At 42.9% G+C, this 15,624-nt stretch carries 13 protein-coding genes; 5 read left to right on the forward strand and 8 right to left on the reverse strand.

Annotated elements, in window-relative coordinates:
- The first annotated feature begins 21 nt into the window (after positions 1-21).
- Positions 22-117, forward strand: a complete 96-nt coding sequence (locus AACX68_RS04470; protein ID WP_228858441.1) for a hypothetical protein — start codon at positions 22-24, stop codon at positions 115-117.
- 50 nt (positions 118-167) lie between these two features.
- On the forward strand, positions 168-620 hold the full coding sequence (locus AACX68_RS04475; RefSeq protein ID WP_228858442.1) for a hypothetical protein: 453 nt from the start codon (positions 168-170) through the stop codon (positions 618-620).
- A gap of 56 nt (positions 621-676) precedes the next feature.
- On the opposite strand, the gene AACX68_RS04480 is transcribed toward AACX68_RS04475, so the two are convergent.
- The 8 genes from AACX68_RS04480 to pgaA all read right to left on the reverse strand — a co-directional run bounded on the left by AACX68_RS04480 (position 677) and on the right by pgaA (position 10,899).
- Positions 677-1,654, reverse strand: a complete 978-nt coding sequence (locus AACX68_RS04480; RefSeq protein ID WP_339389277.1) for an EAL domain-containing protein — start codon at positions 1,652-1,654, stop codon at positions 677-679.
- 347 nt (positions 1,655-2,001) lie between these two features.
- On the reverse strand, positions 2,002-2,487 hold the full coding sequence (locus tag AACX68_RS04485) for an OmpA family protein (protein WP_228858444.1): 486 nt from the start codon (positions 2,485-2,487) through the stop codon (positions 2,002-2,004).
- Positions 2,484-3,746, reverse strand: a complete 1,263-nt coding sequence (locus AACX68_RS04490) for a diguanylate cyclase domain-containing protein (protein ID WP_228858445.1) — start codon at positions 3,744-3,746, stop codon at positions 2,484-2,486. The genes AACX68_RS04485 and AACX68_RS04490 overlap by 4 nt, the downstream gene beginning before the upstream one ends.
- A 4-nt stretch (positions 3,747-3,750) precedes the next feature.
- The gene (locus AACX68_RS04495; RefSeq protein WP_228858446.1) at positions 3,751-4,215 is read right to left on the reverse strand and encodes a YfiR family protein; all 465 of its coding nucleotides are present in this window, start codon (positions 4,213-4,215) and stop codon (positions 3,751-3,753) included.
- 401 nt (positions 4,216-4,616) lie between these two features.
- Positions 4,617-5,033, reverse strand: a complete 417-nt coding sequence (gene pgaD / locus AACX68_RS04500) for a poly-beta-1,6-N-acetyl-D-glucosamine biosynthesis protein PgaD (RefSeq protein ID WP_228858447.1) — start codon at positions 5,031-5,033, stop codon at positions 4,617-4,619.
- Positions 5,033-6,358: a poly-beta-1,6-N-acetyl-D-glucosamine synthase gene (gene pgaC, locus AACX68_RS04505; RefSeq protein WP_228858448.1), complete on the reverse strand. Its 1,326-nt coding sequence runs from the start codon at positions 6,356-6,358 to the stop codon at positions 5,033-5,035. The genes pgaD and pgaC overlap by 1 nt, the downstream gene beginning before the upstream one ends.
- Positions 6,351-8,387: a poly-beta-1,6-N-acetyl-D-glucosamine N-deacetylase PgaB gene (gene pgaB / locus AACX68_RS04510; RefSeq protein WP_228858449.1), complete on the reverse strand. Its 2,037-nt coding sequence runs from the start codon at positions 8,385-8,387 to the stop codon at positions 6,351-6,353. Before pgaB ends, pgaC begins: the two co-directional genes overlap by 8 nt.
- 10 nt (positions 8,388-8,397) lie before the next feature.
- Positions 8,398-10,899, reverse strand: a complete 2,502-nt coding sequence (pgaA, locus tag AACX68_RS04515) for a poly-beta-1,6 N-acetyl-D-glucosamine export porin PgaA (RefSeq protein WP_228858450.1) — start codon at positions 10,897-10,899, stop codon at positions 8,398-8,400.
- Positions 10,900-11,659: 760 nt separating this feature from the next.
- Here pgaA and menF point away from each other — a divergent pair.
- The 3 genes from menF (at position 11,660) to menH (ending at position 15,621) form a co-directional block, all read left to right on the forward strand.
- Positions 11,660-12,970 carry an isochorismate synthase MenF gene (gene menF / locus AACX68_RS04520; RefSeq protein ID WP_228858451.1) on the forward strand — a complete coding sequence of 437 codons (1,311 nt, stop codon included), beginning with the start codon at positions 11,660-11,662 and terminating at the stop codon, positions 12,968-12,970.
- A 156-nt stretch (positions 12,971-13,126) separates the two neighbouring features.
- A complete protein-coding gene (menD, locus tag AACX68_RS04525) occupies positions 13,127-14,836 on the forward strand; it encodes a 2-succinyl-5-enolpyruvyl-6-hydroxy-3-cyclohexene-1-carboxylic-acid synthase (RefSeq protein WP_228858452.1) in 1,710 nt (569 codons plus the stop codon).
- Entirely contained in the window at positions 14,833-15,621 is a 789-nt protein-coding gene (menH, locus tag AACX68_RS04530; RefSeq protein ID WP_228858467.1) for a 2-succinyl-6-hydroxy-2,4-cyclohexadiene-1-carboxylate synthase, read from the forward strand. Before menD ends, menH begins: the two co-directional genes overlap by 4 nt.
- Positions 15,622-15,624 lie beyond the last annotated feature (3 nt).

The raw sequence follows: 15,624 nt of genomic DNA on the forward strand, positions 1-15,624 counted from the left end.
TGTAATTAGGAAGATAATCCGGTGCAACATAAACATCCTGACCTTGCCGGAGGTGCTAATTCTATGAGTTTAAATAAGGCCAAAAATGCCTTTAAACAAGGTGGAAGAGTAGAGTGATTTTATGTATTGTGATTTATAGTAAATTTGACGGAATAAAGAATGATAGAATGGAAAACTATAAAAAGTATACGATGGATAAAGCGGATAGAATGTTACAGCCTATCATTGGTGGTGAGCTTATCTTATTAAGTTATATCAGTTTTTCACTGGAGGGTAGATTTAAGTTTCTGGGTAAAATAGATGATTGGGAAAATCAATCCGATACCAAAATATTAACGGCCATGAATTTTAAAAGATACCTTTCAGATGATATCTTTATAATTAATGATAACTCTTATATAAAAGATGAAGTTTATTTTATGGATGTCAGATATGTCGAGTCATTTGTGAGTGATTATTTAAATAAAAACTCAGAATGTTTCTTCAATGGAGATGCTTTTTTTATTTCTCCTGCTAAAAAAACACTCATTGAGTTTCAACATGACGGTTATATTTTTTTACATCAATTGCCCATTCTGATTAGTGAGAATGAAAAGAAAGTAATTTCAGTAAAAGTATGATAAAAATCTATTTTCTATGAGTTTCAAGTTCACGGTTTTAAGTGTAGTCATATGATTTATTTTAACCATTTATTAACAAATTCTTCCGGTGATATAGGGCGATCAAAGTAATAACCTTGTAGGTAATTGACTGAATAGTTTTTCAGCTGATTTACCTGTTTTTGATCTTCAACTCCTTCCGCGACAATTTCTAAATTAAGCCGCAAAGCGAGGTCAATAATATTTTCAACGATATGCTTTGAAAACCTATCACTGTTCATTTTACTAATGAAATTATGGCCTATTTTTACCACATTAACGTTCAGTTTTTGTAAATAAGCATGATTAGAATGGCCTGTGCCAAAATCATCTAAAGCGATTAATACACCTAATTTATCTAATTTATTAAATAGTTCGATTGTATGTGCATCTGGCTCGAGTAATTCTCTCTCGGTAATTTCTAATATCAGATGGATTGCATCTTCAGGAAATGCCTGTAGAAATTCGCGGCAATCTTCAATTAAACCACTATCTTTATAATGTTTTGCACTGATATTGAAATTAAAGTGAAAATTTGGTGGTAGCTGATAGGCGAAAGAGGCAAAAAAATCACGCACTTGAGTAATTAAGTTATGTGTTAAGGGAATAATGAGGTCTGATCTCTCAATTTGTGAGATAAAATTTTTAGGCTCTATTAACCCTTGTTTTGGATGTTGCCAGCGAACAAGGATTTCACACCCGATAAGGGCGTTATTCTTACTACAGATAATGGGCTGAACATAAGGAATAAATTGTTTGTTTTTAATGGCTTTTTTAAATTGATAATCTGGAATAATAACAGTTTTGGTGTGTTTATATAAAACGACAGTGTATAAAAATATGAGCATTCCTAGTGTTAGCAAAACCCACTCTAATTCTATATCAGGCCTGATATTATTCCGATAATCAGAAAATACTTTCCATAATAGATTACCAGCACTCAGAGTGATGGCGATGAATAGTACCACAAATGCCCGATACAACGTTCGGTATGATTTAAAATTCAGCCCCATCATTTCTCCTTTTTGATAAAGCCCATTATCCAACAGTAGTCTTACTGCCTGGATTTGTAAAATTTTGTGAGCTTGCTGCTGATAAAAAAATGACTGTTTGCCTGAAAAATAACGCTGGCTATCTTACAGGAAGATATCGAATACAGGAACTATATATATATTTATATAGCAAGAATTGAACAACAAATTACGTAATCGGTGGCAGTAATTAAAATAAACAGATTATTGTTTCCATCCCTGGTAAAACAATTAAATTATTTTATTGATTAATGTCAATCTTTCGCCAGATTATTCCTTCTTTTATTTATTCCCCTCGTATTTTAAGTCATATCTTAAAATCTATTGGAAGTTTATTGTGATATAATCACAATCGCCACTCGACGGTTTTCTGCCCTTCCTTTTGAACTGCGATTATCCGCAATAGGCTGGCTTGGCCCCAATCCACGGGTTTCTAAGCTGGATCTGTTCATTCCTCCCCGTGTCAGGGCATCTGCAACTGTGTTAGCCCGTCTTAGCGAAAGCTGGTTGTTATAGCTTAATTCACCGTAGTTATCCGTATGACCATCAAGGCGTGCATGTTCAATGCCTGTTTTGGATAAAATAGCTGCCAGCTTCTTCAATTTTTCTTCCCCTGCAGGTTGCAAGTGAAATTGGTTGTTACCGAAGAGGACTTTTTCTGACAGACCAAATAGCCACCCTTCATCTGTTTGCTGAAATCCTTGTTGTTTGAGGACTTTGATTTGTTCCGTTGTCAGTTTGCCCGAATGTTGGCAGGCGCTGAGAAGAAAAGGGCCAATCAATGAAATCATTAATATAAAAGCGCGTTTTTTTATCATGATGAATTTCTCGATAAGTAGTTTACTTTTGTTGTGTCAGCGGAGTGCCAGCCCCCGCCACGTTGTTTGATGTGATACATGGCGGCATCCGCTTCAGATAGCAACTGTTCTGCTGTTAAAGCACCATTTGACAGAGCAATGCCAATGCTGAGCGTGATACGTAGCTGTTGACCGCTGGGAAGCTGAATCGGGGTATCCATCGCGTGAATGATATTTTTAGCGATCCTTTCAGCATCTTCTAAACTGGCTGAAGGTAATAAAATGGCAAATTCATCACCACCGAGGCGGGCGACAGTATCTGTTTTCCGGACTTTCGTTTTTAACGTATCTGCAATTGTGATCAGAACGTGATCGCCTGCTGCATGCCCATAAACATCATTGACATATTTGAGTCGATTACCGTCAATAAATAAAATGGCAGCACTTTCCCGCATGAACTTGTCATTCATCACTGTGGACAGAACACGCTCAAAAGTCGCCCGGTTGGGTAATGTCGTGAGAGAATCGTGTTGTGCCTGCCACGTCAAAGCAGCTTTTTCAGTTTGTAAATGATGCTGCCACTCTTCCAGTTCTTCCAGCAGGTGGTTAAAAACCTGACTGAGTTCATGTAGTTCTGCAATTTGAGCGGAAGGAACCCGCTGAGAAAATGCCCGCCGCTGGCGGACATCATGGGCAACACTGGCAATGTTTTGTAGTGTTCTGACAACGCCGTCATGCATGCGCAGGGAAAGGTAGAGTGAAAGTATGGCGCTGATCAGTAGGCAGGCAAACAGTACCAGTAAAGCCTGATAGACAAATTTGGTAATGTGTTCACTATTGCCGGTTAACCAGACTGAACCCACTTGTTGTTGGTGGTGATAAATAGGAAATGTGGCGGGTTCAGGAAATATCCAGTATTCAATCAGTTTTTTAAAATTACCGGTGCGTGTTATCTGGTTGGTATGCCAGCTAGCTAGGATTTGATTTTTTGCATCGAAAATTTTTGCTTCGGTAAAACTATCGTGGGCAGCAATCATTTCCAATACTTTGTTTGCAGCCGTTTTATCATTAAATACCACCGCTGCCTGTGCGGTATAGGCTATTGTCGATGACATCTGTTTCAGATTATTTTCAGCATATTTCTGCATGGCAAAGAGTGCCAGTAAAGAAAGAAATAGACCAACAACCGATAATGTAACCACAGTAATGATTAGATGGATACGGTGAACTGTCTGACGTAATGTCGGGCGTGATGGCATTAATGAATAACGCTTTTTCATACAGTTATTCCGCCTTACGAGCCAATTGCAGGACATTTGGATCTACGCGTATACCACTGCGAGTCAAAATATCGAGATTAAGGTTAAATGTTGTTTGTGTGCTATCTATATTGAGACAGAATGCACTGCCGATTTCACAATGTTGGTTTTGTTCAGCGATCGTTAGGAGTGGTTTATTATTTTTCTGATTAAATACTTGATGTTGAAGTATAGGGTCAATCTGACCGTAATAAATAATATCACACGTATCGACTAATTGTTCTGTATTGAAATTTAGAACTTCTACCCGTAATTCTATTTCATCAGTAAACATATTAATATTTTTTAAAGCACGAATGTATTTAGAAGGGGGTACCAGACATAAATGTAATGTCGGACGTGTGACTGGCCAATATGTATAACTGATAATGCCAGAGACAACACGCGCAACATTTTCATTTATTTTTATTTTCTCTTTAGTTTCAGGCATAGCTGTTACTATTGAATTACATATCACCATGGTTATACATAAAACCGTCAATACCCGTAAAAATAATTTGGAAGCACAATGTTTGACAACACAGAGGGTCCATTCAATTAAACACATAACGGGATCCCGTTTTTATCTTTCATATTATTAACAGTCATTAATATACACTTAGCTTTTCAAGTCGCCTCTTTGTTGGCTTTATTTAATCATTTCAGTTACTTTTATTATTAATGTATGGTTCACAGGATTGTTATTCTAAATATATTGGGTATAGAACCTATCTCATCATAGTATTCTGTACAAAATTATTAATCACCGATTGTAAATGGTCGTATATGAGATAGGTTGCAAGCCATTTAAATTATAGGGGAAAGAGTTATAAAAACTATTTCCTTTGTTGATTAATTTGGTTTTTCAGCGACTCCTATTATGTGCCCATGATTATCATAAGTGATATCAGACACTTTTCCTTGATTTAATCTGCCTATTATTCTTTCTTCCAAAGAAAAGCTTGTTGCAATCTCATCATGGTTTAACGCAGGCCGATGGCGACGGCGTTCAATACGAAAACGAATTTGATTATACTTTGCCCAGCCGATCAGAAGGAATGCATTGAATATAGCGACAATGATATAGAGGGCAATTGAGCTTAACTCCGAACTGAATATATACATGACAGGCTTAGGGCCATGATGGGGCGAATTAAATAACCCCGAAATAAACAAATAGATAAATCCACACCAGGCTAAAATAGTCAGTGTGACATCAATAAAACGAGGTAATAATTTCTGCTCTGTAAATATTAAGGGATCTTTCATTATTCTATTCTCTCTATTCCACGATCAGGGCTTTCCCAACGAGCACGTTTACGGTGGACTTTAAGCATAACTTTGGGAAAAGAGACCAGTGTCGTAAACAGGTTCAGCATCCAATATACGACTGGATACCAGATCACCCAGAAAAGTGATGATGCAACGTGTTTTTCATAGCGACGTTCAATTAACAGGCTGACAGTAAACTGAATCAGACAGGTTGCGGCTAATACCAACCCGGTATATCCGGGCGGGAAGAGGGTATAAACCCGAATGGTTTCAGGTAATGTGATAAACATGCCGAGGAAAAACAATATAATTGAAAGGGCAAAGGTAAATGACCAGATTACCGAACAGCAGAATTCGGCAAATAAAACCCACATACGGCGATATTCCCATGCCCAGAGTTTCCGCAGATTTTTGAGAAAGACTTCTGCTCCGCCCTGTGCCCAGCGTAATCTCTGTTTCCATAATCCACGAAGTGTTTCCGGCATCAGGATCCAGCAGATAGCCCGAGGCTCAAAGAAAACAGACCAATGACGTAATTGTAGTTTCCAGCTGACATCAATATCTTCTGTAATCATGTCGTTGCTCCAGTAACCCACATCGGCAAGAGCACGGCGGTTAAAAGCAGCGACCACACCGGAAACGGTAAATACCTGACCGTAAATTCGCTGAGTTCGTTTGATAAGGCCAATAATAGAAGAAAATTCACCTACCTGAATTCGGCCAACCAGAGTAGAGCGGGTACGGATCCGGGGGTTACCGGTCACCGCACCAACACGGGGATGGTCAATCATCGGTTTTACCATCCATACCGCAGCATCACGATCTAACAGAGCATCACCGTCAATACAAACCAGATAATCACTGTTGGCAGCGGCAGCACCGGCCTGAAGCGCGGTGGCTTTCCCCTGATTCTGTTTCAGATGTATCACTCTCAGGGCGCTATGCTGTTTCGCCATATCATCGAGTTCATGGGCGGTGCTGTCAGTTGAACCGTCATTGATTGCGATCACCTCAATATTGGAATAGCGCTGATTCAGTGCTGCCTGTAGTGTCTCTCGCACATTCGGGCCTTCGTTATAGCAGGGGATCAAAATAGATATCAGAGGCTCGCCCTCCAGATGGGGCGGCTCATCACTTTGTTTCCAGTGTCTTTCACGATAAAACCAGAAATAAATTCCACCTGAAATCCAGATGGCAGACATAAACAGGGGCCAGAAAAACACAAAGTTCAGCATAACTTCACCGGTAAAAGTGACAGCAATACCGATGGGAATACTCAAAACAATACAGAGCACAATAAAAGCGAGAATACGGTCAATCATTGAGTGGATACCATTCTGAGGAAAGAACAGGACGGATCGAGTTCATTTCTGGTTGATTATTAATAAAGTCATCAGGGTAGTAACCAAAATTTTGGGCACCATTAAGCTGTAACTGGCGCATCCATTCAGCGAGTTGTTCGCCTGATATCATTCTTTTATCGGATGGTTTGCGCCAGTCTACGGCTTGCAGTTCAAATACCGTTTTACTCAGTGCATCCGGGCGCTGACCGACAGCTTTTACTAAACGGGATAGCCACTGATTACTTTTTGACAGCGGGATATTTTCCATTAATGGCATTGCCATCGGTGCAACCCAGTCATAATGGGCAAGAAAATCATCCAGATTCTGGGCAAACCACTCTTCGCTGTCCGGTTCCAGAATCGGCAGCGCAAAAATATTACGGGCAGTTTTTACCTGATAACCCCGGACGGATTTAACGGCTTCAGTGAGTTCCTGAGTGAAATCGGTCAGGTATCGGCTTTTGAAGCGGCTCCAGCGGGCGAATTGTTCCGGGTCCTGACGAATTTCGGCAATGGAGGCAGGAAAACCTTCCCGCTGATAAACCCTGATTGCATCCGGGCCGGCATCCTCAAAGTCTGACATGATGGCATCATCGTGATACAGCACACCCTGAAAAATGGAATGAGCAGCTAAATCCTGATAAATCTCTTTAATTCTGCGGCGATTTTCTAGGTTATAAGGCGATAACCGACGGTATTGTGCTTTGTTAACGGATAACTCACCGCTATTTTTGTCGTAGCTCAATACGCGGGGCAGGGAAGGCTCTAATTCAAATGCCAGAACCGGCATCCATGCGTAGACATCAATATTTAACCGGCTGTGTATCTGCCAGGAAACCCGGTTAAATAAATCAGCCCGCATTGGTAACCAGCGATTAGGGAAGTAGAGTTCACGCACAGTGCCATCGCCTGTAGGATCTGCAAAAGCCTGTAGGAAAACCGTGTTAATACCGAGGTCGGCAACACGCTGTACCAGTTTGTCGAGATTACTTGCTTGCTGAACAGGATCAGGATCATAAACATAATCCAGATCAATATGGGCGATACGCAGCGGGAATTTATTCTGAACCTGAATAACCTGTTCAGCGAACTCTTTCAGGGTTGGGTTATTTGTCAGCAAGATCCGCGGAACATTATCCAGATTTTTGGCATTAGCCAGACCGGTGTCGAGAGTCAAAGCCAGTTTATAGCCGTATTGCTTTGCTATATCCAGCGTGACACCACTGTCAATACCATAAGGCCAGACCCAGACACGCGGCTTTTTACCTGTAGCAGAAATGATCCGCTGCGTGATTGTCCTGACATCCTGTTCCATACGCTGACGGAATGCCTTTTCAGTTTCATATTTGCCTGTTTTGCGGTCATAGATTCGGGTAGCAGCGGCAGGTTCGGTATTCCCCTGTGGATTACCAAGAGCACCATAATGATGCTGATAAGTATGTGAGCCAATTTCCACCAGACCGGAACGGGACATTTCGGCAACCTGTGCCCAGGTGGTAAAACGTTCCCGCGGTACTTGCAGGCCACCAAAATTTACCGGCTTCCCTGCGGGAGCATCAACCCAAATACCGACGGGAGCCAGAATAGCAGGCCAGTGATAGGCTTTCAGTAAAGGAAAAACCCGGTGATAGAAACTGCTGTAACCATCATCAAAAGTGAGTAGTACGGCTTTAGATGGTAGTGGTGTTCCCCCCTGATTAGCCACGAGGATCTGATCAACGGTAATAGGTTGATAACCATTGGCGTGCAGCCAGGCAAATTGATCATTCAGCGCACTGGTACGGACGGACATAAAACGCTGATCAGCACCATCATCTTCAACATCATGATAAGCCAGCACGACAAAACTGTTATGAGGCCAGGGGCGTTCGTTCATCGATAAAGGGCGTTCCGCTGGTGGAACGAAATCAGGTTTTCCGGCATGGGCCATGACACTGAGCTGAGAAATAAACAGGCTAACCAGCAAAGCTGAAATCATTAACCAATAGCGAATTACGTTAAAAGTCATAGAAAATCCTTTAGAACCGATACGTTAAATCAAAAGCAGCTTGCAGGTTTTTTTCGCGTCTACCGTCATAAGGGCGTTTATCCAGCGTGAGCCGCACGCCTGCATCCACAACATCATTCCACTTAATACGTTGCCCATAACTGACCGTAGTTATCAGCCCTCCGCCATAATCTTTCTGCCAGTACTCGCCGATACCTGCCGTGAGTTGCTGGCTCCAGACGGTCTGATAATGCCGGTAAATGATGTGATCCGCTTCCAGCGCCGGAAGCAGGGTAAAATCATTTCTGGGATTGAAATAAGGGGTATTTTGCTTGCTGTTATGTGTTGTGCCGACTTCCAAAGTCGCATCGAGTTTCAGGTAAGGAGCGGTATAGATGCGTTGCATTCCGTTAATGGCATAAGCAAACCGGTTATTACCATCGGAAAAAAAGAAAGGCGCAAAACTGGCACTCCACTGGCTGCGTTCGCTATATCTCCAGCGACTATAGATTTGCCCGCCATTAGCGTAAATATTATTGGTGAATGCCCGCAGGGGAGTATTTCGTGCCAGCCGTTCTGCTGAACCGCCCAGACGCCATTCATCATTAAAATCGTACCATCCGGTAAAACGCAGGCCGACCTTATTACCATGACGATAATTCCGGCCAGAAACCTCACCCTCCAGCCAGATATCCCGTGCCCGCCATTCTAAACCGCCACGTAAATCACGGTTTAATCCACGGCCTTCGCTGAACTGAGCGCGGTTATATGCACCACCGGCAAACAGACGCCAGTTATCGTTAATAGGTGGGCTATAAATAACAGCATCAATGTCTGAACTGCTTTTACCGCTGGTGGGGCTGTCTGAATCAATGCCCTGATTAACCCTGACACGCAGCTCTGACATATGATGAACATTGCGCAGGCGGTTAAAACGTTTGCCCAGTACATTCTCTGGTGCGCGGGAGATGACATCATCAGCCAGTAAATCAACCTGTTTCCACTCTTGTAGTGCTAAAGCGGTATAACCTTGCTGGATTTCCAGTGATAAATTACGGTGATCAAGCCCTTCAGCCTGTTTTAACTCACTTTCTGCCCGACGAGGCCAGCCTCGATCCAGCCAGATTGCCGCCAAATCGAGACGCAATTTTTGGTTGGAAGGGGCTGTACGGGCTAAATGCGTAAAACGCTTTTCTGCCTCAGGTAAATCTTCATTAAGTTGTGCTGATTCCGCCAGAAATTGTTGCCCTTGCAGCCAGCCGTCATTAGGAACCCGGATTGGAGAACCGTAAACATTCACCATATAAACATTACGTTGTTTGATATTGGCAGCGAGTTTTTGAGCTTCATTTAGGTGCTCGCTTTCCACATCGGAATAAAAAAGAACGCTGTCATCTTCCAGTGTGATATGGGAAGTCGGAGTTTCTTTATCAGGGTATTTCCCGTTCGGGTAACTCAGCGGGCGCAGAATGTTTCTTGCTTTATCCGGCTGGCGAAGATTCAGATAGGCTGCCGCAGCCCATTTATGGGCATAATCCGGTATTTCTGTGTTCTCTTCTGTTGATGAAAGCTGTTGCAGGAGTAAGTATTCTTCAATAAGCTCCTGTGTCCGGAAACGGGCGAGTAATGCCCCAAGACGATCAATTCGGGCACGTCGGTAATCCTGCTGGGCATCTGGCTGTTCACGCCACTCATTTAGCATCTGCTCATAACGGACAAGTGCTCTGTCAGCAATATCAAACCGCTCTGTTTCACTGCGATTAGGGACTATGGCAAGACGAACTAATTCAGCCGCTGCATCGGCTTCCAGCCTGCGTTGTTGGCCCGGCGATAACTCCAATTTCGAGGCATATTGTTGTTCTAAAAGCCATGCCGGGCCATTGACACGGTTGTTTTTCAGACTGAACAGGTAATCGTGAGTGGTATTTTTATCATTGGGGAAACGCTCATGGGCGGTGGAGAGCATTTGCATGGCATCCCATGTGCGCCCGGCAGCTTCATCAACATAGGCCATTAAACGGTAGTTATCGGCATTGGGATGTTGTGCCAGTAACCTTTTTGCCAGCCGCCGAGCCTCACTGTCTCGCTTGGCATCTGCCAGCGTCATAATCAGGCCTGCTTTTAGATCGTGGTTTTGCTCTTCAAGGACAGAAGCCAGATGCCATAATTGGACGGATTGTGTCCACTGGCGCTGATTGCGATAAGACCGCGCCACAGCAGCAATACCTCTGGCGGGTAATTCCATGGAATGATAGCGTTGCCAAAGTTCAATCACTTCATTATCTCGCCCGGCCCAGCCTGCAATTTGTAACCAGTCAGCAACCTGAGAAGACGAAAGTTTCCGCCGCTTTTCTTCTTGACGAATATATTCAAGCATGGGGATGGTATTGCCATTTCTGGCTTGCAGGATTAACTCGTCATAATCCGCTTTTGCGGCTTCTGACGTTATTAGACAGCTTAGTGATACGAATAACGATAATAGTTTATACCGATATCTATGAAAGCCTATCGGCTTAAAATAAAGATATAGCACGACATCCCCTTTTATACTGCTTATTTAGAAAACAGCAGAATCAGACGAAGTAAAATTGAATTTAGATTAAGAGAAAATTTTTGTTTCTTCATTTTTGAAGAGGCGAAATAATACGTATTGTGTGACTTTATATCAATGGGTAATTCATGAAAAGCAATAAATAAAATATAATTACACTTAGAATAAGTAATATCGTATTGTTACATTTGTTGGTAATAATTAAATTAATATTAAAATCAATGCGTTGTTATTTTAAGATTTTTCTTATGGTGTTTTTTAATTAAATATATTCATTAAATTAATGGATGATAAAATATATTTATTAACAGTATTGATATTCTTTATTGATGATTCGTTTTACTGTTTTTAGTAAATCGTGACTGTATTTTTCCTACTTTTATCTTCATCAATTTCCTGAATGTGGTCTATATTATTTTATGACGGTTATTTTATAAAAAATATCCGTTTTTATAATTAAATGTGGCGTTTAGGCTTTGTGTTGTTTATTTTTAAAATAAAACATCTTTTTATCTTCGAGGGATGATGCATTATCGATGGTTTTATCCATTTGAATGAATGATATTGTGTACGATTTTTTTGAACAAAAAACACAGAAATTCGGTAAAGAATAGCGAATTTAACATTAAATACCTTCCCACGAAATTAACCTCAGCAGCAACCATACAAACAATAAGTGCTTTAATAATTCCGGCTGGTTCGTATAATCCTGCCTTTTATTATGTTGTTAGTGAGGAAAGTTGTGGATCAGATTGCCAGTATCATCGCTAATGTATGCGAAACTCTCGGTGCCAAAAATATTAGCGAAGTGGGTATTCAGTCGTTCCGTTTTCCCCTTTCTGTAACCGGTGATACAGACTGGCTGGAATGGTTGGCTGCTCAGCCGCATTACCCGCAATTTTACTGGCAACATCGTGATGGACATGAAGAAGTTGTTGCCTGTGGGCAAATCCGTCTCTTCAGGGATGCCGCTCAGGCAGAGAATTTCTTAAACCAACATACCCAATTTCCCCAAATGCGTATTTGGGGCCTGAACGCATGGGAAAAGGAAGAAAGTACAGATAATGAAGAAAGTTATCTGTTCTTGCCAAGAATAGAAATACGTCGCTGTCATAAGGCCACTTATTTATATCTGAATATTGATGGGCAGGCTGATATTGACAATATTTACGCGTTTCTCAGAACAATTGCACCCCACCAGCCATTTCAATCATCACGAGTAACGATTTTAAATACCACGCATCGGCCTGAAAGTGAGCAGTGGAATACACTACTGGAGCAGGCGCTGGATGCCATTACCCGCAAAAAAATGGAAAAAGTGGTAATGGCCCGCAAAACAGAACTCATGCTGGATATGCCTTTGCAGGCAGGACAATTTATGGCGGCCAGCCGTGAGGTGAATCATCACTGTTATCACTTCATGCTGGCTTTCAGTGATACGCAGGCCTTTCTTGCTTCCACGCCTGAGCGGCTCTATTACCGTCACCAGCAACAGTTATTTACTGAGGCTCTGGCGGGAACAACAATAAATTCTGACGATGATCAAAAAGCAAAAGAGCTGGGGCAATGGTTATTAAAGGATAAAAAGAACCAGCATGAAAATTTGATTGTGGTGGATGATATCTGCCAGCGTTTACAGGGCGGTGTGACCTCAATCGATGTTGCTCCACCTGATGTTATTCGTTTACGTAAAGTACAACACCTGCGCAGACATATTAATGGTTTTTTAAATCAGGTCTCGGACAGTGATTGCCTGAGTCGTTTACAACCCACCGCTGCTGTTGCTGGTCTGCCACGAGAAGCCGCCCGGCAGTTTTTAGCTGAGAATGAACCTTTTCGCCGGGGTTGGTATGCCGGATCTGCTGGGTATTTGGGGCTTGAGCAGAGTGAATTTGCCGTTTCGCTGCGGTGCGCATATATAGATGGCGCTTTATTGTCATTGTATGCCGGGGCAGGGATTGTTTCCGGCTCAGACCCCGAACAGGAATGGATAGAAATTGAAAATAAGGCAGCAGGGTTACGCTCATTGCTCAGTAATTTATCTATGGAATAGCTGCATGAAATGATGCATGGAGTATTGTCAATAAAATGATATTTCTTTGAACTATCACAAGGAAAGTGTTTTTAAGGGAATGAGAATGGCGAATATCTTATATAATTCATTTTCTTAAATAATGAGTTTTCTTTTTAAATAAGTCTTGAACATCCTATGTCAAACAGCGCACTGAACCGTCGTTGGGCGGAACTTTTACTGGAAGCACTGACCCGCCACGGTTTGCGTCATGTGTGTATTGCTCCCGGATCCCGTTCTACTCCACTGACACTTTCCGTTGTAAAACTTTCCGTTGTAAAGAAAGCTGCTGCCCAGAACGGTAAGCTGATCTGCCATACTCACTTTGATGAGAGAGGGTTAGGCCATCTGGCGCTGGGGCTGGCAAAAGCGAGCGGGGAGCCCGTTGCTGTCATCGTGACATCAGGAACCGCAGTTGCCAATCTCTATCCTTCCCTGATTGAAGCGGGTTTAACCGGAGAACGGCTGGTATTTCTCACCGCAGACAGACCTCCGGAGCTGATTGACTGTGGTGCAAGTCAGGCTATTCGCCAGCAGGGTATTTTTGCCTCACATCCGTCACAAACACTCACTTTGCCGCGCCCAACCACCGATATTTCAGCCAGTTGGCTGGTCTCTGTTATTGATAATGCGATGTCTAATCTCAGGCAGGGAGGGTTGCATATTAACTGCCCTTTTGCAGAGCCTTTGTATGGTGATGATGATCAATACCAGTCATGGTTACAGACGCTGGGAGACTGGTGGCAGGGAGATCAGCCGTGGCTTCGGCAATCAATGATGACTGTGACAACTAAAGTTACCGACTGGGATTATTGGCGACAAAAACGGGGTGTTGTTCTGGCAGGGAGAATGAGTGCTGAAAAGGGGCAACTTGTTGCACAGTGGGCAAAAGACATGGGATGGCCATTAATTGGTGATGTCTTGTCTCAGACAGGCCAGCCTTTGCCCTGTGCTGATTTGTGGCTGAATCATTATCGTACACAGGAAATTCTGGCAAAAGGCGAGCTGGTTATTCAGTTTGGCTCCAGCCTGACCGGAAAGAGATTATTGCAGTGGCAGGCGGAATGTCAGCCAGAGGAATACTGGATTATCGATTCTATTGCGGGAAGGCTTGATCCTGCCAATCATCAGGGACGCAAATTGACCTGTGATATCGCGGCGTGGTTACAAGCGCACTCTGCACATGCGGATCACCCTAATGCTTTTTGGGCGAATGAACTGGAAATATGGTCAGAAAAGGCATCGGAATGCGTGGCTGAAAAACTGTCGGGTAAATTCAGTGAGGCTGCGGTTGCACATCAGTTGCATCAGTTATTACCGGAAGAGGGACAACTCTTTGTTGGCAATAGTCTGGTTGTGCGTCTGATTGATGCGCTGGGGCAACTCCCTGTCGGTTATCCGGTTTACAGTAATCGCGGAGCCAGTGGTATTGACGGGTTAATTGCAACTTCAGCCGGAGTGCAACGGGCAACCGGTAAGCCCACGCTGGCAATTATCGGCGATATTTCGGCACTTTATGATCTGAACAGTCTGGCTTTATTGCGGGAAGTTTCATCACCGATGGTACTGATTATCGTCAATAATAATGGCGGTCAGATTTTTTCATTACTGCCTACACCACAGGAAGCACGCCAGCAGTTTTACTGTATGCCGCAAAATATCCGTTTTAACCATGCCGCTGCTATGTTTGGCCTGCATTATAGCGCTCCACAAAGTTGGCCTGAGTTAAAACAGTCCGTTGAACAGGCATGGCTACAAAATGTTGCAACGGTCGTAGAATTAAATGTGACAGATAATGAAGGTGCGATGTGCCTGCAAACGTTATTAAAACAAGTGGCGGAACTGTGAAGCTGGCCTGTCAGACATTCAATACGGACAAACAAGGCCCATGGCTGGTTTGGTTGCATGGTTTGCTGGGATGTGGCTATGAATGGCAGCCCATTATCAGTGCCTGCAACCAGTATCCTTCTTTGGTCATTGATTTGCCCGGTCATGGTCATTCTGCCGATATGCCGCTTGTGGATGTTTTTGCGAAAGATGGCCTTGCAGAGATGAATGCGCTACTGAGCAAAACCTTACTTGCGTACCAGATCCATGATTATTGGTTAATTGGTTACTCACTGGGTGGCCGGATTGCTATGTATCACGCAACTCAAGCTCAGGCAGTGCAGGGTTTAAGGGGGATTCTGGTAGAAGGCGGAAACCCGGGGCTGTTATCTCAGGAGGAACGTGAAGCCAGATTATTACATGACAAAAACTGGGCACAGCGCTTCCGTTCAGAACCTATAGCGGCAGTTTTAGCGGATTGGTATCAACAGCCTGTATTTGCAGATTTACCTGCGGCGCAACGTCTCAGGCTCATTCATCTTCGTAGCCAGAACCGGGGCAACAGTATTGCAGATATGCTGGAAAATACCTCACTTGGGCACCAGCCGTATCTGCTCCCGGAATTACAAAAACTGGCAGTACCTTTTATTTATTTATGCGGTGAACATGATCAGAAATTTAAGGGAATAGCGCAGCAGTTTGCATTGCCATTAAAAATAATTTCTCAGTCCGGACATAATGTCCACAGTAGTAATCCTGCGGGTTTTTCAGCCGCAGTGAACCACTTTTTATCACTTTTTGGCTAAGGA

It is taken from the genome of Xenorhabdus sp. PB61.4 (assembly GCF_963894935.1).
Taxonomy (GTDB): Bacteria; Pseudomonadota; Gammaproteobacteria; order Enterobacterales; family Enterobacteriaceae; genus Xenorhabdus; species Xenorhabdus stockiae.